Raw genomic sequence first — 15,682 nt, 5'->3', positions numbered from 1 at the left:
TGTCATTCCGCTATGCCGCATCACTGGGGCCCGGAAGCCCGCGCTGTACTCGATCCCACCCTGCGTGGGACGGTACGCGTGCTGGGCGGTCCGGGGACCGGCAAGAGTTCGTTGTTGATCGATGTCGCCGCCAGTCGAATCGGCGCGGGCGCCGACCCGGAATCGGTTCTGCTGCTGACGGGTTCGGGCCGGATCTCCACCCAGGCCCGCAGCGTGCTGACGGCGGAACTGCTGGCCGCCCAGGGCTCTGCCGACCGGCCACCGGTCATCCGGCAGCCATTGGTGCGCAGCGTGCACAGCTATGCGTTCGCGGTGCTGCGACTTGCTGCCCAGCGCGTGGGCGGGCCGCCGCCCCGGCTGGTCACCAGCGCCGAGCAGGACGTGATCATCGCCGAGCTGCTCGCCGGTGAGATCGCCGACGGCTTGCGGGGTTGGCCCAGCGAGTTGCGGGCGGCCCTGGGTACCGAGGGCTTCGCCGCCGAATTGCGCGAGCTGTTGACCCGCTGCGCCGAGCGCGGCGTCGATCCTCAGCAGCTGGAGCGCGTGGGCCGGCTGGCGGGTCGCCCGGAATGGGTTGCTGCGGGACGTTTTGCGCGCAACTACGAGCAGGTGATGCTGCTGCGCTCGGCGGTCGGAACAGCCGCGCCGCAGGCGACGATCCCGGCTGTCGGGGCCGCCGAACTCGTCGGCGCCGCGCTGGAGGCTTTCGCCGTCGACGCCGAGTTGCTGGCCGCCGAGCGGGCCCGAATCGGTGTGCTGCTGGTCGACGATGCACAGCAACTCGACCCGCAGGCCGCGCTGCTGGTTCGGGTGCTGGCCGCCGGCGCCGACCTGACGCTACTGGCCGGCGACCCGGACCAGGCGGTATTCGGTTTCCGCGGCGCCGACCCGACGGCGCTGCTGAACGACAGGACGCCGTCGGTCACGTTGCGGAGCTCGCATCGCTGCAGCCCCGCGGTCGCGCACGCCGTGTCGGGCATCGCCGGGCGGCTGGCCGGTGGCGGCCGAATCGACGGCGTCGGTGAGGATCTCGGTTCGGTGCTGGCGCAGTTGGCCGCGTCGACCGGCGCCGAGGCGACGATGATCGCCGACTATCTGCGACGCGCGCATCTGGTGGACGGTGTGCCCTGGTCGCAGATGGCGGTTGTCGTCAGGTCGGTTCCGCGTGCGGCGGCGGGGTTGTCGCACGCGCTGGAACGGGCCGGTGTCCCGGTGGCCACGCCGGCGCCCACCGGCTCACTGCTCGCGCAGCCCGCCGCCCGGGTGCTGATGACGGTGCTGGCCGCTACCGCTGACGGGCTCGACGGCGAGCAGGCGCTGACGCTGCTGACCGGCCCGATCGGCCGCGTCGACCCGGTGTCGCTTCGCCAACTGCGCCGGACGCTGCGCCGTGCCGAGACCGACGGATCGGCAAGGGAATTCGGCGACCTGCTGGTCGAGGTGCTCACCGGCGACCTGCCGGTCCGGCTGCCGGGGGCGCAGGCCAGATCGTTGCAGCGGGTCCGCGCGGTGTTGGACGCCGCGGCGGGCTCACACCAGCGCGGCGAGGATCCGCGATACACGCTCTGGGCGGCCTGGCACCGTTCCGGTTTGCAGCGCCGCTGGGTGACGGCGAGTGAGCGTGGCGGCGCCGCCGGCGTTCAGGCCGGCCGGGACCTGGACACGGTCACGGCGTTGTTCGACGCGTGCGACCAGTATCTGGCCCGCACCACCGGTGCATCGTTGCGCGGCCTGCTCGATCAGCTGGCGACCGAGCAGGTGTGTCCGGTCGGCTCCGAGCCGGCCGCGGCGGAGCAGGTCGCGGTGCTCAGCGCACACGCCGCGCTCGGCCGCGAGTGGGATCTGGTCGTCATCGCGGGTCTGCAGGAGGGGTTGTGGCCCAACACGATTCCGCGTGGCGGTGTGCTCGGCACGCAGCGGCTGCTGGATGTGCTCGACGGCGTCACCGAGACCGTCTCGATGCGGGCTCCGCTGCTCGCCGAGGAGCGCAGACTGCTGGTTGCCGCGATGGGGCGGGCCCGCACCCGGTTGCTGGTGACGGCCGTCGACGGTGAGGCCGGTGGCGGTGACGAAGCGAACATCCCGTCGTCGTTCTTCGCCGAGATCGCGCAGTTGTCGACCGGCGCAGCCGACACGGCACTTCAGCCCGTCGTCGGGCCGCGGGTGTTGTCGGCCAACGCCGTCGTGGGCCGGCTGCGTGGCGTGGTCTGCGCGCCGCAGGATGCCGTGAGCGCTGGGATGCGTGGTTGCGCGGCAGCGCAATTGGCGCGCCTGGCCGCGGCGGGCGTCGCAGGGGCCGACCCCGCCGGCTGGTACGGCATGTCGCCGGTAAGCACCACCGAACCGATGTGGAGTAGAGACGATGACCCGGAACACATGGTCACGCTGACGCCGTCGAGCCTGCAGACGTTGACCGACTGCCCGCTGCGCTGGCTGGCCGAGCGGCACGGCGGCACCGACCCGCGGGATCTCGGCTCGACCGTCGGCTCGGTGTTGCACGCGCTGATCGCCGAGCCGGGTCGTGGTGAGTCCGAGCTGCTCGCCGCGCTCGAACGGGCATGGCAGCATCTGCCGTTCGAATCACGTTGGTACGCCGACAATGAGCTGGCCCGGCACCGCGCCATGATCGAGACGTTCCTGGCCTGGCGGGCACAGACCCGCGGCGAGCTGAGCGAGGTGGGAGTCGAGGTCGACATCGAGGGTGTCCTCGACGGCAACGTCGGCCTGCGCGGCCGGGCCGACCGGATCGAACGCGACGCCGCCGGGCGGCTTGTGATCGTCGATGTCAAGACGGGCAAGACCCCGGTCAGCAAGGACGACGCGCAGCGGCACGCCCAATTGGCGGCCTATCAGCTCGCGGTGGCCGAGGGGCTGGTGTCGCAGGGCGACGAGCCGGGCGGCGGTCGGCTGGTCTACCTCGGCAAAACCGGGTCGGCGGGAGCCACTGAGCGGGAGCAGGATCCGCTGACGCCCGAGACGCGCGAGCAGTGGCGCGAACGGATCCGGGAGGCGGCCGGGGCCACGGCCGGCCCGCAATTCATCGCCCGGGTCAACGACGGGTGCTCGCACTGTCCGCTGCGGGCCAGTTGCCCGGCTCAAACCGGAATCGAAGGGAACACGGCGCTATGACCGTCACGGCTGTCCCGCGGTACACCCCGGCCGAATTGGCAAACGCGCTCGGACTTTTCGAGCCGACCGACGAGCAGGCCGCGGTCATCGCCGCACCGCCGGGGCCGCTGGTGGTGATCGCCGGCGCCGGCGCGGGCAAGACCGAGACGATGGCGGCTCGGGTGGTGTGGCTGGTGGCCAACGGTTACGCCGACCCGGGTCAGGTGCTGGGACTGACCTTCACCCGCAAGGCGGCAGGGCAGCTGCTGCGGCGGGTCCGGTCGCGGCTGGCCCGGCTCAGTGGCACCGGCCTGGTGTGCGCCGGCGACTCGGGCCCTGGCGAGCCCGTCGGCACGCCGATGGTCAGCACCTACCACGCCTTCGCCGGTCAACTGCTGCGCGAATACGGTCTGCTGTCGACGGGGCTACACACCCAACCCGTCGAGCCCGACACCCGGCTGCTCAGTGAGACCGAGCTCTGGCAGCTGGCGTTCGACGTCGTCAACCGCCACCCGGGTGAGCTACGCACCGAGAAGAATCCGACGTCGATCACCGCGATGGTGTTACGGCTGTCGGGGCAGCTCGCCGAGCATCTGGTCGACACCGACCAGGTCCGCGACACCCACGTCGAGCTCGAGCGGCTGGTGCACACCCTGCCCGCGGGCCCGTATCAGCGCGACCGCGGGCCCAGCCAGTGGCTGCTGCGCATGCTGGCCACCCAGGCGGAGCGCGCCGAGCTGGTGCCCCTGATCGATGCGCTGCACCAGCGGATGCGTGCGGAGAAGGTGATGGACTTCGGCGGCCAGATGGCCTGCGCCGCACGGTTGGCGCTGGCGGTGCCGCAGGTCGGCGAACAGCTGCGCAGCCGATACCGGGTGGTGCTGCTCGACGAGTACCAGGACACCGGTTACGCCCAGCGCATGCTGCTGTCGTCGTTGTTCGGCGGCGGAGTCGACGAGGAGCTGGCGCTGACCGCCGTCGGGGACCCGATCCAGTCCATCTACGGCTGGCGTGGCGCCTCGGCAACCAACCTGCCGCGGTTCACCACCGATTTTCCGCTGGGTGACGGCAGCCCGGCGCCGGTGCTGGAGTTGAGTACCAGCTGGCGTAACCCGCCGGCGACCCTGCATGTGGCCAACGCCGTGTCGGCCGATGCGCGACAACGGTCCGTGGCGGTCAATGCGCTGCGCTCGCGGCCCGATGCCGCGCCCGGCACGGTCCGCTGCGCGCTGCTGCCCGACGTTCTGGCCGAACGCGACTGGGTCGCCGACCATCTGCAGGGGTGCTACCAGCAGGCCGCCGCCGACGGTGTCGCGCCGCCGACCGCCGCAGTGTTGGTGCGTCGCAACGCCGATGCCGCCCCGATCGCCGCCGCGCTGCGGGCGCGTGGGGTGCCGGTCGAGGTTGTCGGGCTGGCCGGACTGCTGTCGGTTCCAGAAGTCGCCGACGTGGTCGCGATGCTGCGCCTGGTCGCCGATCCGACCGCCGGCCCGGCGGCGATGCGGGTGCTCACCGGACCTCGCTGGCGGCTCGGAGCTCGCGACGTTGCGGCGCTGTGGCGGCGGGCCGTCGCGATCGCAAGCCCGGCGGGGCCGGGTGCAGCGGGTCGCGACCAGACGGCCGAGCAGATCGCTGCGGCAGTGGGCGTCGAGGCCGACACCGCGTGTCTCGTCGATGCGCTCGCCGATCCTGGCCCCGCGCAGGGGTATTCGGCGGAAGGCTATCGCCGTATCACGGCCCTGGCTGACGAGCTGCGGACGCTGCGCAGCCATCTCGGCCACCCGCTGCCCGATCTGGTCGCTGAGGTACGTCGACTCCTCGGCGTCGACTGCGAGGTCCGGGCCGCCTCGCCGGGTAACGGCTGGACCGGCACCGAGCAACTCGACGCCTTCGCCGACGTGGTGACCGGATATGCCGACCGCGCCGGGAGTGCCACCGATCCGCTCGCGTCCGTCGTCGGACTACTGGGCTACCTGGACGCCGCCGCGGTCGTCGAGAACGGCTTGGCGCCGGCCCAAGTGGTGGTCGCGCAGAACCGGGTTCAGGTGCTGACCGTCCACGCCGCAAAGGGTTTGGAGTGGCAGGTGGTCGCCGTGCCACACCTGTCGGGCGGGCTGTTCCCGTCGACCGCCCAGGCCCGTACCTGGCTCACCGATGCCGCCGACTTACCACCGCTGCTGCGGGGCGACCGGTCCAGCAAAGGTGTGCACGGGGTGCCGGTGCTGGACACCTCGGATGTGACCGATCGAAAGCAGTTGTCCGACAGGATCTCCGCGCACCGCGCACAGCTGGATCAGCGCCGCATCGACGAAGAGCGGCGCCTGCTGTACGTCGCCATCACCCGGTGCGAAGACACGCTGCTACTGTCCGGCCATCACTGGGCTGCCACCGGCATCAAGCCGCGCGGACCGTCCGCGTTTCTGTCCGAACTCAAGGACATCATCGAAAACTCTTCCGTCGAGGGTGAAGTGATCGAGCAGTGGGCGCCCGCCCCGGCCGACGGTGACCGAAACCCCCTGCGCGACAACGTTCACGAGGCCAACTGGCCGGTCGACCCGCTCGGCGACCGCCGGGCAGACGTGCAGCGCGGCGCCGCACTGGTCGCGGCCGCGATGGAGTCCGGCGTTGCCACCGCCGATGGCGATCCAGAAGGCTGGGCGGCCGATGTCGACGCGCTGCTGCAGGAGCGCGCCCGCGCCGCGCAGCCGCCTGCACCGGTCCTACCGACCGGGCTGTCGGTCAGCAGTCTTGTCGACCTCGCCCGCGATCCCGAACAGGCGATGCAGCGACTGGCCCGCAGGCTGCCCTCTCGTCCGGAGCCGCATGCCCTGTTGGGCAACGCCTTTCACGATTGGGTCGAGCGCTTTTACGGCGCCGAACGGCTATTCGACCTGGCTGACCTGCCGGGTGCGGCCGACACCGACATCGCTCAGCGCGACGCCGACGAGCTGGCGGTCCTGCAAGAAGCCTTCATGGCATCGCCGTGGGCGGCGCGCACACCGGTCGCGGTCGAGGTGCCGTTCGAGATGGCGATCGGCGGCACGATCGTGCGTGGCCGTATCGATGCGGTGTTCGCCGAACCCGACGGCGGCGCCACCGTCGTCGACTGGAAGACCGGTGAGCCGCCGCACGGCTCGGAGGCCGCCCGGCATGCCGCAGTCCAGCTCGGCGTGTACCGGCTCGCCTGGGCTGCGCTCAGCGGATCACCGGAGTCGTTGGTGCGCGGCGCTTTTCACTATGTGCGCAGCGGCCGCACCGTTGTCCCGGAGTCGCTGCCTGGCTACGACGAGTTGGCCGAGATGCTGCGCGCCTAGGAGTTGCGGGCGATCTTCAGGGCGGTGGTGACCATCGGGATCTGCAGCGGCAACCGGGCCAGCGCGATGATTCGCATCGGCCACGGCTTGTCCCACCACAGCCGGACCATGTTGACGTTGCCCGGGAAGACCGCGAGGAACAGCGCAGCAGCCGAGAACGCCGCCAACCGCCGGGTCTGCAGCGGCACCAGCAGGGCACCGATGAGAATCTCGGCGACCCCGGAGGCATACGTGTAGAAGCGAGCACTGCCCGGCAGCTCGACCGGAATGATCCCGTCGAACGGCTTGGGCGCGACGAAATGCAGGGTGCCAATGCCGAGCAGCATCGCTGCGACCCGATAGGCAAGCGTCTGGTTGGCGTCCCGTTGAGGACTGTGTGTGATCGCGGTCATGGTTACATTGTGTCGTGCGTCCGGTTGAGCCGATGAGTCGTGGTCAGAGTTAGCCCTCGGGAGCGCGATCTCGACGAGAGGCTGACCGCCAAGCCCGGCTACGCCCTCGTCGGCGTGGTCCGGGTGCCCGAGGTGCAACTCAGCCCGATCAGGGCGATCTGGCGCCGAATCGTCATCGCCCTGCTGGCCCTGGCGGCCGCGGTGATCACCGTCTACCTCGGCCGTGACGGCTACACCGACGTTCGGGGCGGGCAGCTGACGTTCCTGGACTGCCTGTACTTCGCGACGGTGTCGTTGACGACGGTCGGCTACGGCGACCTGACCCCGTACACCGAATTCGCCCGGCTGATCAGCGTGGTGGTGCTCACGCCGCTGCGAATTCTTTTCCTCGTGGTTTTGGTCGGCACGACCCTCCAGGTGCTCACCGAGCGGTCCCGGCAGGCCTGGAAGATTCAGCGTTGGAGGAGCTCAGTGCGCAACCACACGGTCGTCATCGGCTACGGCACCAAAGGCAAAACCGCGGTCGCCGCGATGTGCGGGGACGAAGCGGCCGGCAAGGATTTCGTCGTCGTGGACATCGACCAGACCGCCCTGAGCCACGCGGCGTCCGCCGACCTGGTCACCGTGCACGGCGACGCCACCCGATCCGACGTCCTGCGGCTCGCCTCGGCCCAGCACGCGTCGGCGATCATCGTGGCCACCGGCCGGGACGACACCGCCACCCTGGTCACGCTGACGGCCCGTGAGGTCGCGCCCAATGCCAAGATCGTCGCGTCGATCCGCGAGGCCGAAAACCAGCACCTGCTCAAGCAGTCCGGGGCCGACTCGGTGGTCGTCTCCTCCGAAACGGCGGGCCGGTTGCTCGGCGTGGCCACCACCACGCCCAGCGTCGTCGAGATGATCGACGACCTGTTGACGCCCTCGCACGGGTTCGCGATCGCCGAACGGGAGGTCGAACAGACCGAACTCGGCGGCTCGCCCCGGCATCTGCCCGACATCGTGCTCGGAGTGGTGCGTGGTGGACGGCTGCTGCGCGTCGACGCGCCCGAGGCCGACGCCATCGAGGCCGGCGACCGCCTGCTCTATGTCCGCAACACAGGGAAGTAGGGCACGCACGTGGATTTCCAATTGAAGGCGGTCCCGTTGCTGTCGCGCATCGGCGCCGACCGGGCCGACCAGGTGCGCACCGACACCGACGCCGCCGTGGCGGGCTGGCCCGACGCGGCGCTGCTGCGGCTGGACTCGCGTAACCAGGTGTTGGTCGCCGACGGAAAAGTGTTGCTGGGCAAGGCGATCACCCTGGCCGACCAGCCGCCCGCGGACGCGGTCTTCCTCGGCCGCCTCGAGGACGGCCGGCACGTGTGGGCGGTACGCGGGCCGCTGGAAGCGCCCGGCGACCCCGACGTCAAAGCCGAGGTCGCCGATCTGCGCCGGGCCGGTCAGCTGTTCGACGACATCGGCGCGCAATTGGTGTCGGCGGCCGCGGCACTGCTGAATTGGCACGCCACTTCGCGGTTCAGCTCGATCGACGGATCGCCGACCAAACCGATCCGGGCGGGCTGGGCCCGGCGCAACCCGGTCACCGGTCACGAAGAGTTCCCACGCATCGATCCGGCGATCATCTGCCTGGTGCACGACGGCGGCGACCGCGCGGTGTTGGCCCGTCAGACGGTGTGGCCGGACCGGATGTTCTCGCTGCTGGCGGGTTTCGTCGAGGCGGGGGAGTCCTTCGAGACGTGCGTCGCCCGCGAGATCCACGAAGAGATCGGGCTGACCGTCAGCGACATTCGCTACCTGGGCAGCCAGCCGTGGCCGTTTCCCCGGTCACTGATGATCGGCTTCCACGCGATCGCCGACCCCGCCGAGCCGTTCTCGTTCAACGACGGCGAGATCGCCGAGGCCGAGTGGTTCACTCGCGACGAGATCCGCGTCGCGCTGGCGCTGGGCGACTGGAGCAGCGACTCGGAATCTCGGCTGTTGCTGCCGGGGTCGGTGTCGATCGCTCGGGTGATCGTCGAGTCCTGGGCCGACCGGTGACAATGCGGGCCGACTGCTAGCCGGCCAACTGGGCCAGTTTCGCCTTGACCTCTTTGACGCCGGGATTGGTCAGCGTCGACCCGTCGGCGAATTTCACCGTCGGGACGACGTGGTTGCCGTTGTTGACCGAGCCGACGAAGTCCGCGGCTGAGGGATCCTGCTCGATGTCGACCTCGTCGTAGCCGATGCCCTCGGACTTGAACATGGTCTTCAGCCGTTTGCAGTAGCCGCACCACTGAGTGGAGTACATCGTGACGGAAGCATTAGTCATAGTCCTACAAACATAGAGGGCGACGGCGGTATGCCTATAACGCCTATGTCGGCGATCACTGCCAAGATGGACGCCATGCCGGGGATCACTGCCAACGCCGACTCCTTGGTTGCCGAACTCGACGACGAACAGCGCGAAGCCGTACTGGCTCCCCGCGGACCGGTGTGTGTCCTGGCGGGCGCGGGCACGGGTAAGACGCGCACGATCACGCACCGCATCGCCCAGCTGGTCGCGACCGGACACGTCGCCCCGGGCCAGGTGCTGGCGGTGACGTTCACCCAGCGTGCGGCGGGGGAAATGCGGATGCGGTTGCGGGCGCTGGGCGCCGCCGCGCAAACCGGGGTCGGAGGAGTGCAGGCGATGACGTTCCACGCGGCCGCGCACCGCCAACTGCGTTACTTCTGGCCGCGGGTGGTCGGCGACACCGGCTGGCAACTGCTGGACACCAAGTTCGCCGTCGTCGCCCGTGGGGCCACCAGTGCCGGGCTGAGGCTGAGCACCGACGACGTCCGCGACGTGGCCGGCGAAATCGAGTGGGCGAAGGCTTCGCTGATCACCCCCGAGCAATACCCCGAGGCGGTGGCCGCGGTGTCCCGCGATGTCCCGCTGGATGCCGCGACGGTCGCCGCGGTCTACACGGCCTACGAGTCGCTGAAGGCTCGTGGCAACAACGCCCAAGGTGTTGCGCTGCTGGACTTCGACGACTTGTTGCTGCACACCGCCGCCGCGATCGAGAACGACGCCGCGGTGGCCGAGGAGTTCCGAAATCGGTACCGCTGCTTCGTCGTTGACGAATACCAGGACGTCACCCCGCTGCAGCAGCGGGTGTTGTCGGCGTGGCTGGGTGATCGTGACGACCTCACCGTGGTCGGCGACGCCAACCAGACCATCTACTCGTTCACCGGCGCCTCGCCGCGCTACCTGCTCGACTTCTCCCGGCGATTCCCGGATGCGACGGTGGTCCGCCTCGAACGTGACTACCGGTCCACACCGCAGGTGGTGTCGCTGGCCAACCGGGTGATCGCCGCCGCCCGCGGCCGAGTGGCCGGCAGCAAGCTGCACCTGGTCGGCCAGCGGGATCCCGGCCCGGAGCCGACGTTTCGGGACTACCCCGACGAGGTCGCCGAGGCCGCGGCCGTGGCCAAGTCCATCGCGAAGCTGGTCGACGCCGGCACGCCGCCGTCGGAAATCGCGGTGTTGTACCGGATCAACGCGCAGTCCGAGGTCTACGAGGAGGCGCTGACCGAGGCCGGGGTGGCCTATCAGGTCCGCGGCGGCGAGGGCTTCTTCAGCCGTCAGGAGATCCGCCAGGCCCTGCTGGCGATGCAGCGGGCCGCCAACCGCGACGTCGACACGGAAACACCGCTGCCCGACGTGGTGCGCGGCCTGCTGGAACCGCTGGGCCTGACCGCTGAACCGCCGACCGGCGTCCGGGCCCGTGAACGCTGGGAAGCGCTGGTGGCACTGGCCGAGCTGGTCGACGAGGAAGTGGCACACCGGCCGTCGCTGAACCTGCCCGAGCTGCTGGCCGAGTTGCGGACCCGTGCCGACTCCCGTCACGCGCCCGTCGTCCAGGGCGTCACGCTGGCGTCGCTGCACGCCGCCAAAGGCCTGGAGTGGGACGCGGTCTTCCTGGTCGGCCTGACCGACGGCACACTGCCGATCTCGCATGCGCTGGCCCACGGCGGCGAGAGCGAGGCCGTGGAGGAGGAGCGCCGTCTGCTCTACGTCGGAATCACCAGGGCCCGAGTGCATTTGGCGATCAGCTGGGCGCTGGCCCGCAACCCGGGCGGACGGCAGGGGCGCAAGTCGTCGCGCTTCCTGAACGGATTGTCGCCGCAGACGCAGGTCGACCCCACGCCGAACAAGCCGCGGCGCAAGAGTGCGCCGGCGTCGCGCTGCCGGATCTGCAACAACCCGCTGACCACTCCGGCGGCGATCATGCTGCGCCGCTGCGAAACCTGCGCCGCCGACATCGATGACGAGCTACTGCTCGAGCTCAAGGACTGGCGACTGCGGACCGCCAAGGAGATGAACGTCCCGGCTTACGTGGTGTTCACCGACAACACCCTGATCGCGATCGCCGAGCTGTTGCCCACCGACGACGCCGCGCTCGTGGCGATCCCGGGCATCGGCGCCCGCAAGCTCGAGCAGTTCGGCCCCGACGTTCTCGAGCTGGTCCGCAGCCGGTCCTGAAACGGGGCGGGTCGCCGCATAAGCCCAGCTCAGAAAATCGCTTGCCGGGTCCCGCTGGTAGCATCTAGCCTCGAAGCGCAATCTTGCGTGTCCTGATGAAGGGAGGGAGCCCGATGATCACCGTGAACGTATTCGACGTACACCCGGCCGGCGTCGCTGGCTCCCGCCATGCAGCCCATGCCGCCATTTCGGCGGCTACGCACAAGCGCATTGCCGCCGCCAAGACCCAGCGTCCGTGGTTTGGGGCACGACCCATCTAGGTTGCCCCCAAGCTAGCCAGCAGGCCACGGACCCGAAGTCACCAGGATCCGTGGCCAATTTCTTTGGTTGAGCACCCCGCCACTGGTCCGGAATCCATCAGACCAGAAAGCAGGTGTGCACGATATGACCGCGGAACTCGATCCCGACGATCAGCAAGCTGAGTTGCCCTGCCACGTCAGCGATCCCGATCTGTGGTTCGCTGACAGTCCATCCGATCTGGAGCGCGCCAAGGAGTTGTGCATCGACTGCCCGATCCGGCGGTCATGCCTGGCCGATGCGCTGGACCGCGCTGAACCGTGGGGAGTGTGGGGCGGCGAGATCCTCGACCGTGGCTCGGTCGTGAGCCGCAAACGGCCGCGCGGACGCCCTCGCAAAATCGCCGCCTAGGCGCGAAAGCCGTTAGACGGCGGCCTTGTCGGGATCTGCGAAGCCGGGCACCAACTCGTAGGACAGCTTCTGGGTCGGCACGTGGGCGTCCAGCTGACACATGATCGCCATCGACGTGGCGAGCACCCGCATCGGGATCGCCAGCTTGGGCGGCAAATCCATCTGCCGCGCCGTCTTGATCTGTGCGCCGGCCCGGTCGAGCTGACGATATGTCATGCGCTGCAACCACTTACGGGTGTAGTGGAAGACTTCGACCTCGACCGGTTCGACGTACTGGCGCAGCATCTCGTCGATCTCGCGAACCGACACCTGCTGACCCTTTTGGATGAAGCCGGCCCGCTCCATCGTCGGCAACACCTCGTCGTAGTTCTTGTCGCGGGCCAGCCGGATCGTCGCCCCGAGCTCGACCGGAAAGCCGCCCGGAAGTGGTGCGACAGCACCGAAGTCGATGACGCCCATCTTTCCGTCGGGCATCAACATGAAGTTGCCCGGGTGGGCGTCGCCGTGGATCATCTCGATCCGGCGCGGGGAGTCGAAGATGAAGGCGGCCAGTCGGGTTCCCATCAGATCACGCTGCTCGACGGTGCCCTCGCGGATGATGTCGGCCATCGGGATGCCTTCGATCCATTCCTGGATCACGACTTTGGGGGCGCTGGCCACGACGCGCGGAACCAGGAAGTCGGGGTGGCCGTCGTAGGCCTTGGCAAAGGCGCGCTGGTGCTCGGCTTCGAGGCGGTAGTCGAGCTCCATCTCGGTGCGCTCGATCAACTCGTCGACCACACCTTCGACGTCCACGCCCGGTGCTAGTTGTCGGACCACACCGATCATGCGACGCAGCGTCTTCAGGTCGGCGCGCAGTGCCTCGTCGGCGCCGGGGTACTGGATTTTGACGGCGACCACCCGGCCGTCGGACCACACCCCCTTGTGCACCTGGCCGATGCTGGCCGAGGCGACAGCGGTGTCGTCGAACTCGCTGAACCGCTGGCGCCATTTGGTGCCGAGCTGTGAGTCGAGCACCCGGTGCACTTTGTCGGCGGGCAGTGGCGGCGCGTCCTTCTGCAGCTTGGTCAGTGCCTCGCGGTACGGCTCGCCGAACTCCTCGGGGATCGCGGCTTCCATCACCGACAGGGCCTGGCCGACTTTCATCGCGCCGCCCTTGAGCTCGCCCAGCACGTTGAAGAGTTGCTTGGCCGCCTTCTCCATCAGCTCGGCGTTGACTTCGTCCTGAGATTTGCCGGCCAGTCGCTTACCGAACCCGAGCGCGGTACGACCGGCGATGCCGCCCGCGAGGCCGGCCAGCTTCGCGTTGCGCGCGGCGCCCTTGCGTTGGATGTCTGCCACGTCAACCATCATCCACGACAAATCTGTGGGTGCCCCACCGATCTGCCCACAACCGGCGTCAGCAGGAGCACAGCGGGTGCCTCGGCCATCGCCGCGCCACGATCGATCCCGCGTGGACGTCGAACTCCAGGGTGGCGCTGAGCGACGCCGGTGGCTCCGAATCCACGCCGCGGACCGCGCCGATGACTCGGTTGACCTGGCTGAGCGCGAGCGCCGCGGTGGCCAGCAGGGTGGCCCGGTCGGCCACTCCGACGGTGTCGCGCAGCTGAGCGGCCACCGCGGGCCACGCCGCGTCTCGGTCGCGGCGATGAAGGTCCGCGCAGTCCAGGCAGCTGGTCACCCCGGGGATCACGAGCGGGCCGACCAGTCCGGTGCCGTCGCGCACCCGGACCGCCAGATGTGCGACCCCCTGGTCGCGCAGTTCCCTGAGCAGCCGCGGATCGGCGACGAGGTTGTCCGACAGCACCACCAGGTCGGCGTCGGCGGAGGTGACGGCGGCGTGCGGCTGATTGCTCTGTTTGACCCGCGCGCCCGAACATCGCAGGCCCTCGGCCAACAGCTCGGACAGCGGGCCGCGACCGTGCACCCGGATCGACGCCGACCGAGTCGACCGCTGTCGGACGCCGCGGGTGGCGACCCCCGCCGTCACCAATCGTCGCATCAGATCGTCCAGTTCTTCGTCGCTCAGCCCTTCGGATCGGCGTCGCAGGTCGTCCATCGACGCCGGGGAGTGCATCGCCCGCAGCAGGGCGGCCAGTCCGGCCGCGGTCACGCCGCGCGGGGGCCGGATCAAGACGGCGCGTCGCGGGCTCCAGCCCACCTGCACGGCGCCGTCGGGGCGAAGCAGCACCGGCAGCGCCGGGTCGAGCGCGAACAGCTCCTGCGCCATCGTGGCACTGTGCCACGGGGTTCGGTCCGGGAAACTCAGCTATCCACAGCGCCGTCGTCGCCAGCGCGACGCTCGAATTCGGCGATGGCTTCGTCGATCCCGCTGGTGTCGCCGCCGAGGGCGCGGTCGATGAAGCCGGCCGGGTCGTCGAGATCGTCGGAGCCGGGCAATAGGTCGGGGTGCTGCCAGACCGCGTCGCGGGCGTCGACGCCGACGGCCTGGGTCAGCCGGTCCCAGAGCGCCGCGGCCTCGCGTAGCTTGCGGGGCCGCAGTTCGAGGCCCACCAGGGTGGCGAAGGTCTGCTCGGCAGGCCCGCCGGTGCCACGACGGCGACGCAGCGTCTCGCCGAGGGCGGCCGCGCCCGGGATGCGATCGCCGAGTGCGGCGTTCACCACGGTCTGCACCCAACCCTCGATCAGGGCCAGCAGCGTCTCGAGCCGTTCAAGTGCCTGGGTCTGCTCCGGGGTGGCCTTGGGCTCGAACACTCCCTGGGTCAGCAGTTGCTCGACCGCGGCCGGATCGTTCAGCGCCGCGGGGTTGAAGTCGCGGGCCAGCTCTTCGATGCCGTTCATGTCGATCTTCATGCCCTTGGCGTAGGCCTCGACGGCGCCGAGCAGCTGGCTGGACAACCAGGGCACGTGGCTGAACAAGCGGTGATGGGCAGCCTCGCGGGCGGCCAGGAACGTGACGATCTCGCTGCGCGGTTGCTCGAGCCCGTCGGCAAACGACTCGATGGCATCAGGCAGTAGTGCCGCGATTCCCTTGGGCCCCAACGGTAATCCGATGTCGGTGGACGTCAGGACTTCCTTGGACAGCCGGGCCAGCGCCTGGCCGAGCTGCGAGCCGAAGGCCATGCCGCCCATCTGCGACATCATCGACAGCAACGGGCCGGCCATCGCCTTGGCCTCTTCGGGCAACGCCGACGCCCACACCGTGGCGATCTGCTGAGCCATCGGATCGCACAGTCGCTTCCAGGTTTCCAGCGTGTTGTCCACCCAGTCGTTAGGTGACCAGGCGACGGTCCTGGTGGTGCCCGCGGGCAGCGCGGTCACGCCGTCGAGCCAGGTTTCCGCGAGGTGGATCGCGTCGCTGACCGCTTCGCGGGTGGCGGCGGGGATCGGCGCGACGAACCCGATCGAGCTCGACGCCAGCTGGCGGGCCAGTTCGTAATTCACCGGGCCGGAGGACTGCCCGCCCATGGAGCCGGCGCCACTGAACATCTGCCCGAGCCGGGTGAACATCTGGCCCAGGTCGGCAACGTTGAATTCGGCGCCGAGGCCGCCCAGTCCGAATGGATCAGCGGAGCCCGAGCCAGGCTCGGGTTCGTTCTCGCGGCGCTTGTCGCGGTCCGAGTCGTCTCCCGCGGAGAAGCCGAAAGGCGGGTCAGCCATGTCCACAACGGTACTCATGGTCGGGGCGCGACGCGCGCACCGGCGTCACGCCGTGAGCGAACCTGCCCGCTGAGGGCGGGTCACGGACCGGGACG

At 69.7% G+C, this 15,682-nt stretch carries 11 protein-coding genes; 6 read left to right on the top strand and 5 right to left on the bottom strand.

The window, feature by feature from the left end; all coding sequences use genetic code 11:
* Positions 1–12 precede the first annotated feature (12 nt).
* Together CYU59_RS26240 and CYU59_RS26235 are read left to right on the top strand one after the other, a co-directional pair.
* The gene (locus tag CYU59_RS26240; protein WP_293004204.1) at positions 13–3,129 is read left to right on the top strand and encodes an ATP-dependent DNA helicase; all 3,117 of its coding nucleotides are present in this window, start codon (positions 13–15) and stop codon (positions 3,127–3,129) included.
* A complete protein-coding gene (locus tag CYU59_RS26235; protein ID WP_293004203.1) occupies positions 3,126–6,422 on the top strand; it encodes a UvrD-helicase domain-containing protein in 3,297 nt (1,098 codons plus the stop codon). Before CYU59_RS26240 ends, CYU59_RS26235 begins: the two co-directional genes overlap by 4 nt.
* On the opposite strand, the gene CYU59_RS26230 is transcribed toward CYU59_RS26235, so the two are convergent.
* Entirely contained in the window at positions 6,419–6,814 is a 396-nt protein-coding gene (locus CYU59_RS26230; RefSeq protein WP_293004202.1) for a hypothetical protein, read from the bottom strand. The genes CYU59_RS26235 and CYU59_RS26230 overlap by 4 nt on opposite strands.
* Positions 6,815–6,853: 39 nt before the next feature.
* Here CYU59_RS26230 and CYU59_RS26225 point away from each other — a divergent pair, with 39 nt between their 5' ends.
* Positions 6,854–7,921, top strand: a complete 1,068-nt coding sequence (locus CYU59_RS26225; RefSeq protein WP_293004201.1) for a potassium channel family protein — start codon at positions 6,854–6,856, stop codon at positions 7,919–7,921.
* A gap of 9 nt (positions 7,922–7,930) precedes the next feature.
* Positions 7,931–8,851, top strand: coding sequence for an NAD(+) diphosphatase (gene nudC / locus CYU59_RS26220; RefSeq protein ID WP_293004200.1), 921 nt, complete (start codon positions 7,931–7,933; stop codon positions 8,849–8,851).
* A 16-nt stretch (positions 8,852–8,867) separates the two neighbouring features.
* On the opposite strand, the gene CYU59_RS26215 is transcribed toward nudC, so the two are convergent.
* The gene (locus CYU59_RS26215) at positions 8,868–9,122 is read right to left on the bottom strand and encodes a mycoredoxin (RefSeq protein ID WP_293004199.1); all 255 of its coding nucleotides are present in this window, start codon (positions 9,120–9,122) and stop codon (positions 8,868–8,870) included.
* A gap of 84 nt (positions 9,123–9,206) precedes the next feature.
* Between CYU59_RS26215 and CYU59_RS26210 the strand changes: the two genes are divergently transcribed.
* Positions 9,207–11,318, top strand: a complete 2,112-nt coding sequence (locus CYU59_RS26210; RefSeq protein ID WP_293004226.1) for an ATP-dependent DNA helicase UvrD2 — start codon at positions 9,207–9,209, stop codon at positions 11,316–11,318.
* 384 nt (positions 11,319–11,702) lie between these two features.
* Positions 11,703–11,966, top strand: coding sequence for a WhiB family transcriptional regulator (locus CYU59_RS26205; protein ID WP_293004198.1), 264 nt, complete (start codon positions 11,703–11,705; stop codon positions 11,964–11,966).
* Between the two features lie 12 nt (positions 11,967–11,978).
* On the opposite strand, the gene CYU59_RS26200 is transcribed toward CYU59_RS26205, so the two are convergent.
* From CYU59_RS26200 to CYU59_RS26190, 3 genes are read right to left on the bottom strand one after another with little or no spacing between them, the layout of a single operon-like run.
* Positions 11,979–13,316, bottom strand: a complete 1,338-nt coding sequence (locus tag CYU59_RS26200) for an AarF/UbiB family protein (protein ID WP_293004225.1) — start codon at positions 13,314–13,316, stop codon at positions 11,979–11,981.
* Positions 13,317–13,365: 49 nt separating this feature from the next.
* Positions 13,366–14,196, bottom strand: a complete 831-nt coding sequence (locus CYU59_RS26195; protein WP_293004197.1) for a cyclodehydratase — start codon at positions 14,194–14,196, stop codon at positions 13,366–13,368.
* A gap of 35 nt (positions 14,197–14,231) precedes the next feature.
* Positions 14,232–15,605 carry a zinc-dependent metalloprotease gene (locus tag CYU59_RS26190; protein ID WP_293004196.1) on the bottom strand — a complete coding sequence of 458 codons (1,374 nt, stop codon included), beginning with the start codon at positions 15,603–15,605 and terminating at the stop codon, positions 14,232–14,234.
* Positions 15,606–15,682 lie beyond the last annotated feature (77 nt).

Origin of the sequence: Mycobacterium sp. (genome assembly GCF_002863225.1) — a bacterium.
Taxonomy (GTDB): Bacteria; Actinomycetota; Actinomycetes; order Mycobacteriales; family Mycobacteriaceae; genus Mycobacterium.
This window is presented reverse-complemented; position numbering and strand designations above follow the sequence as displayed.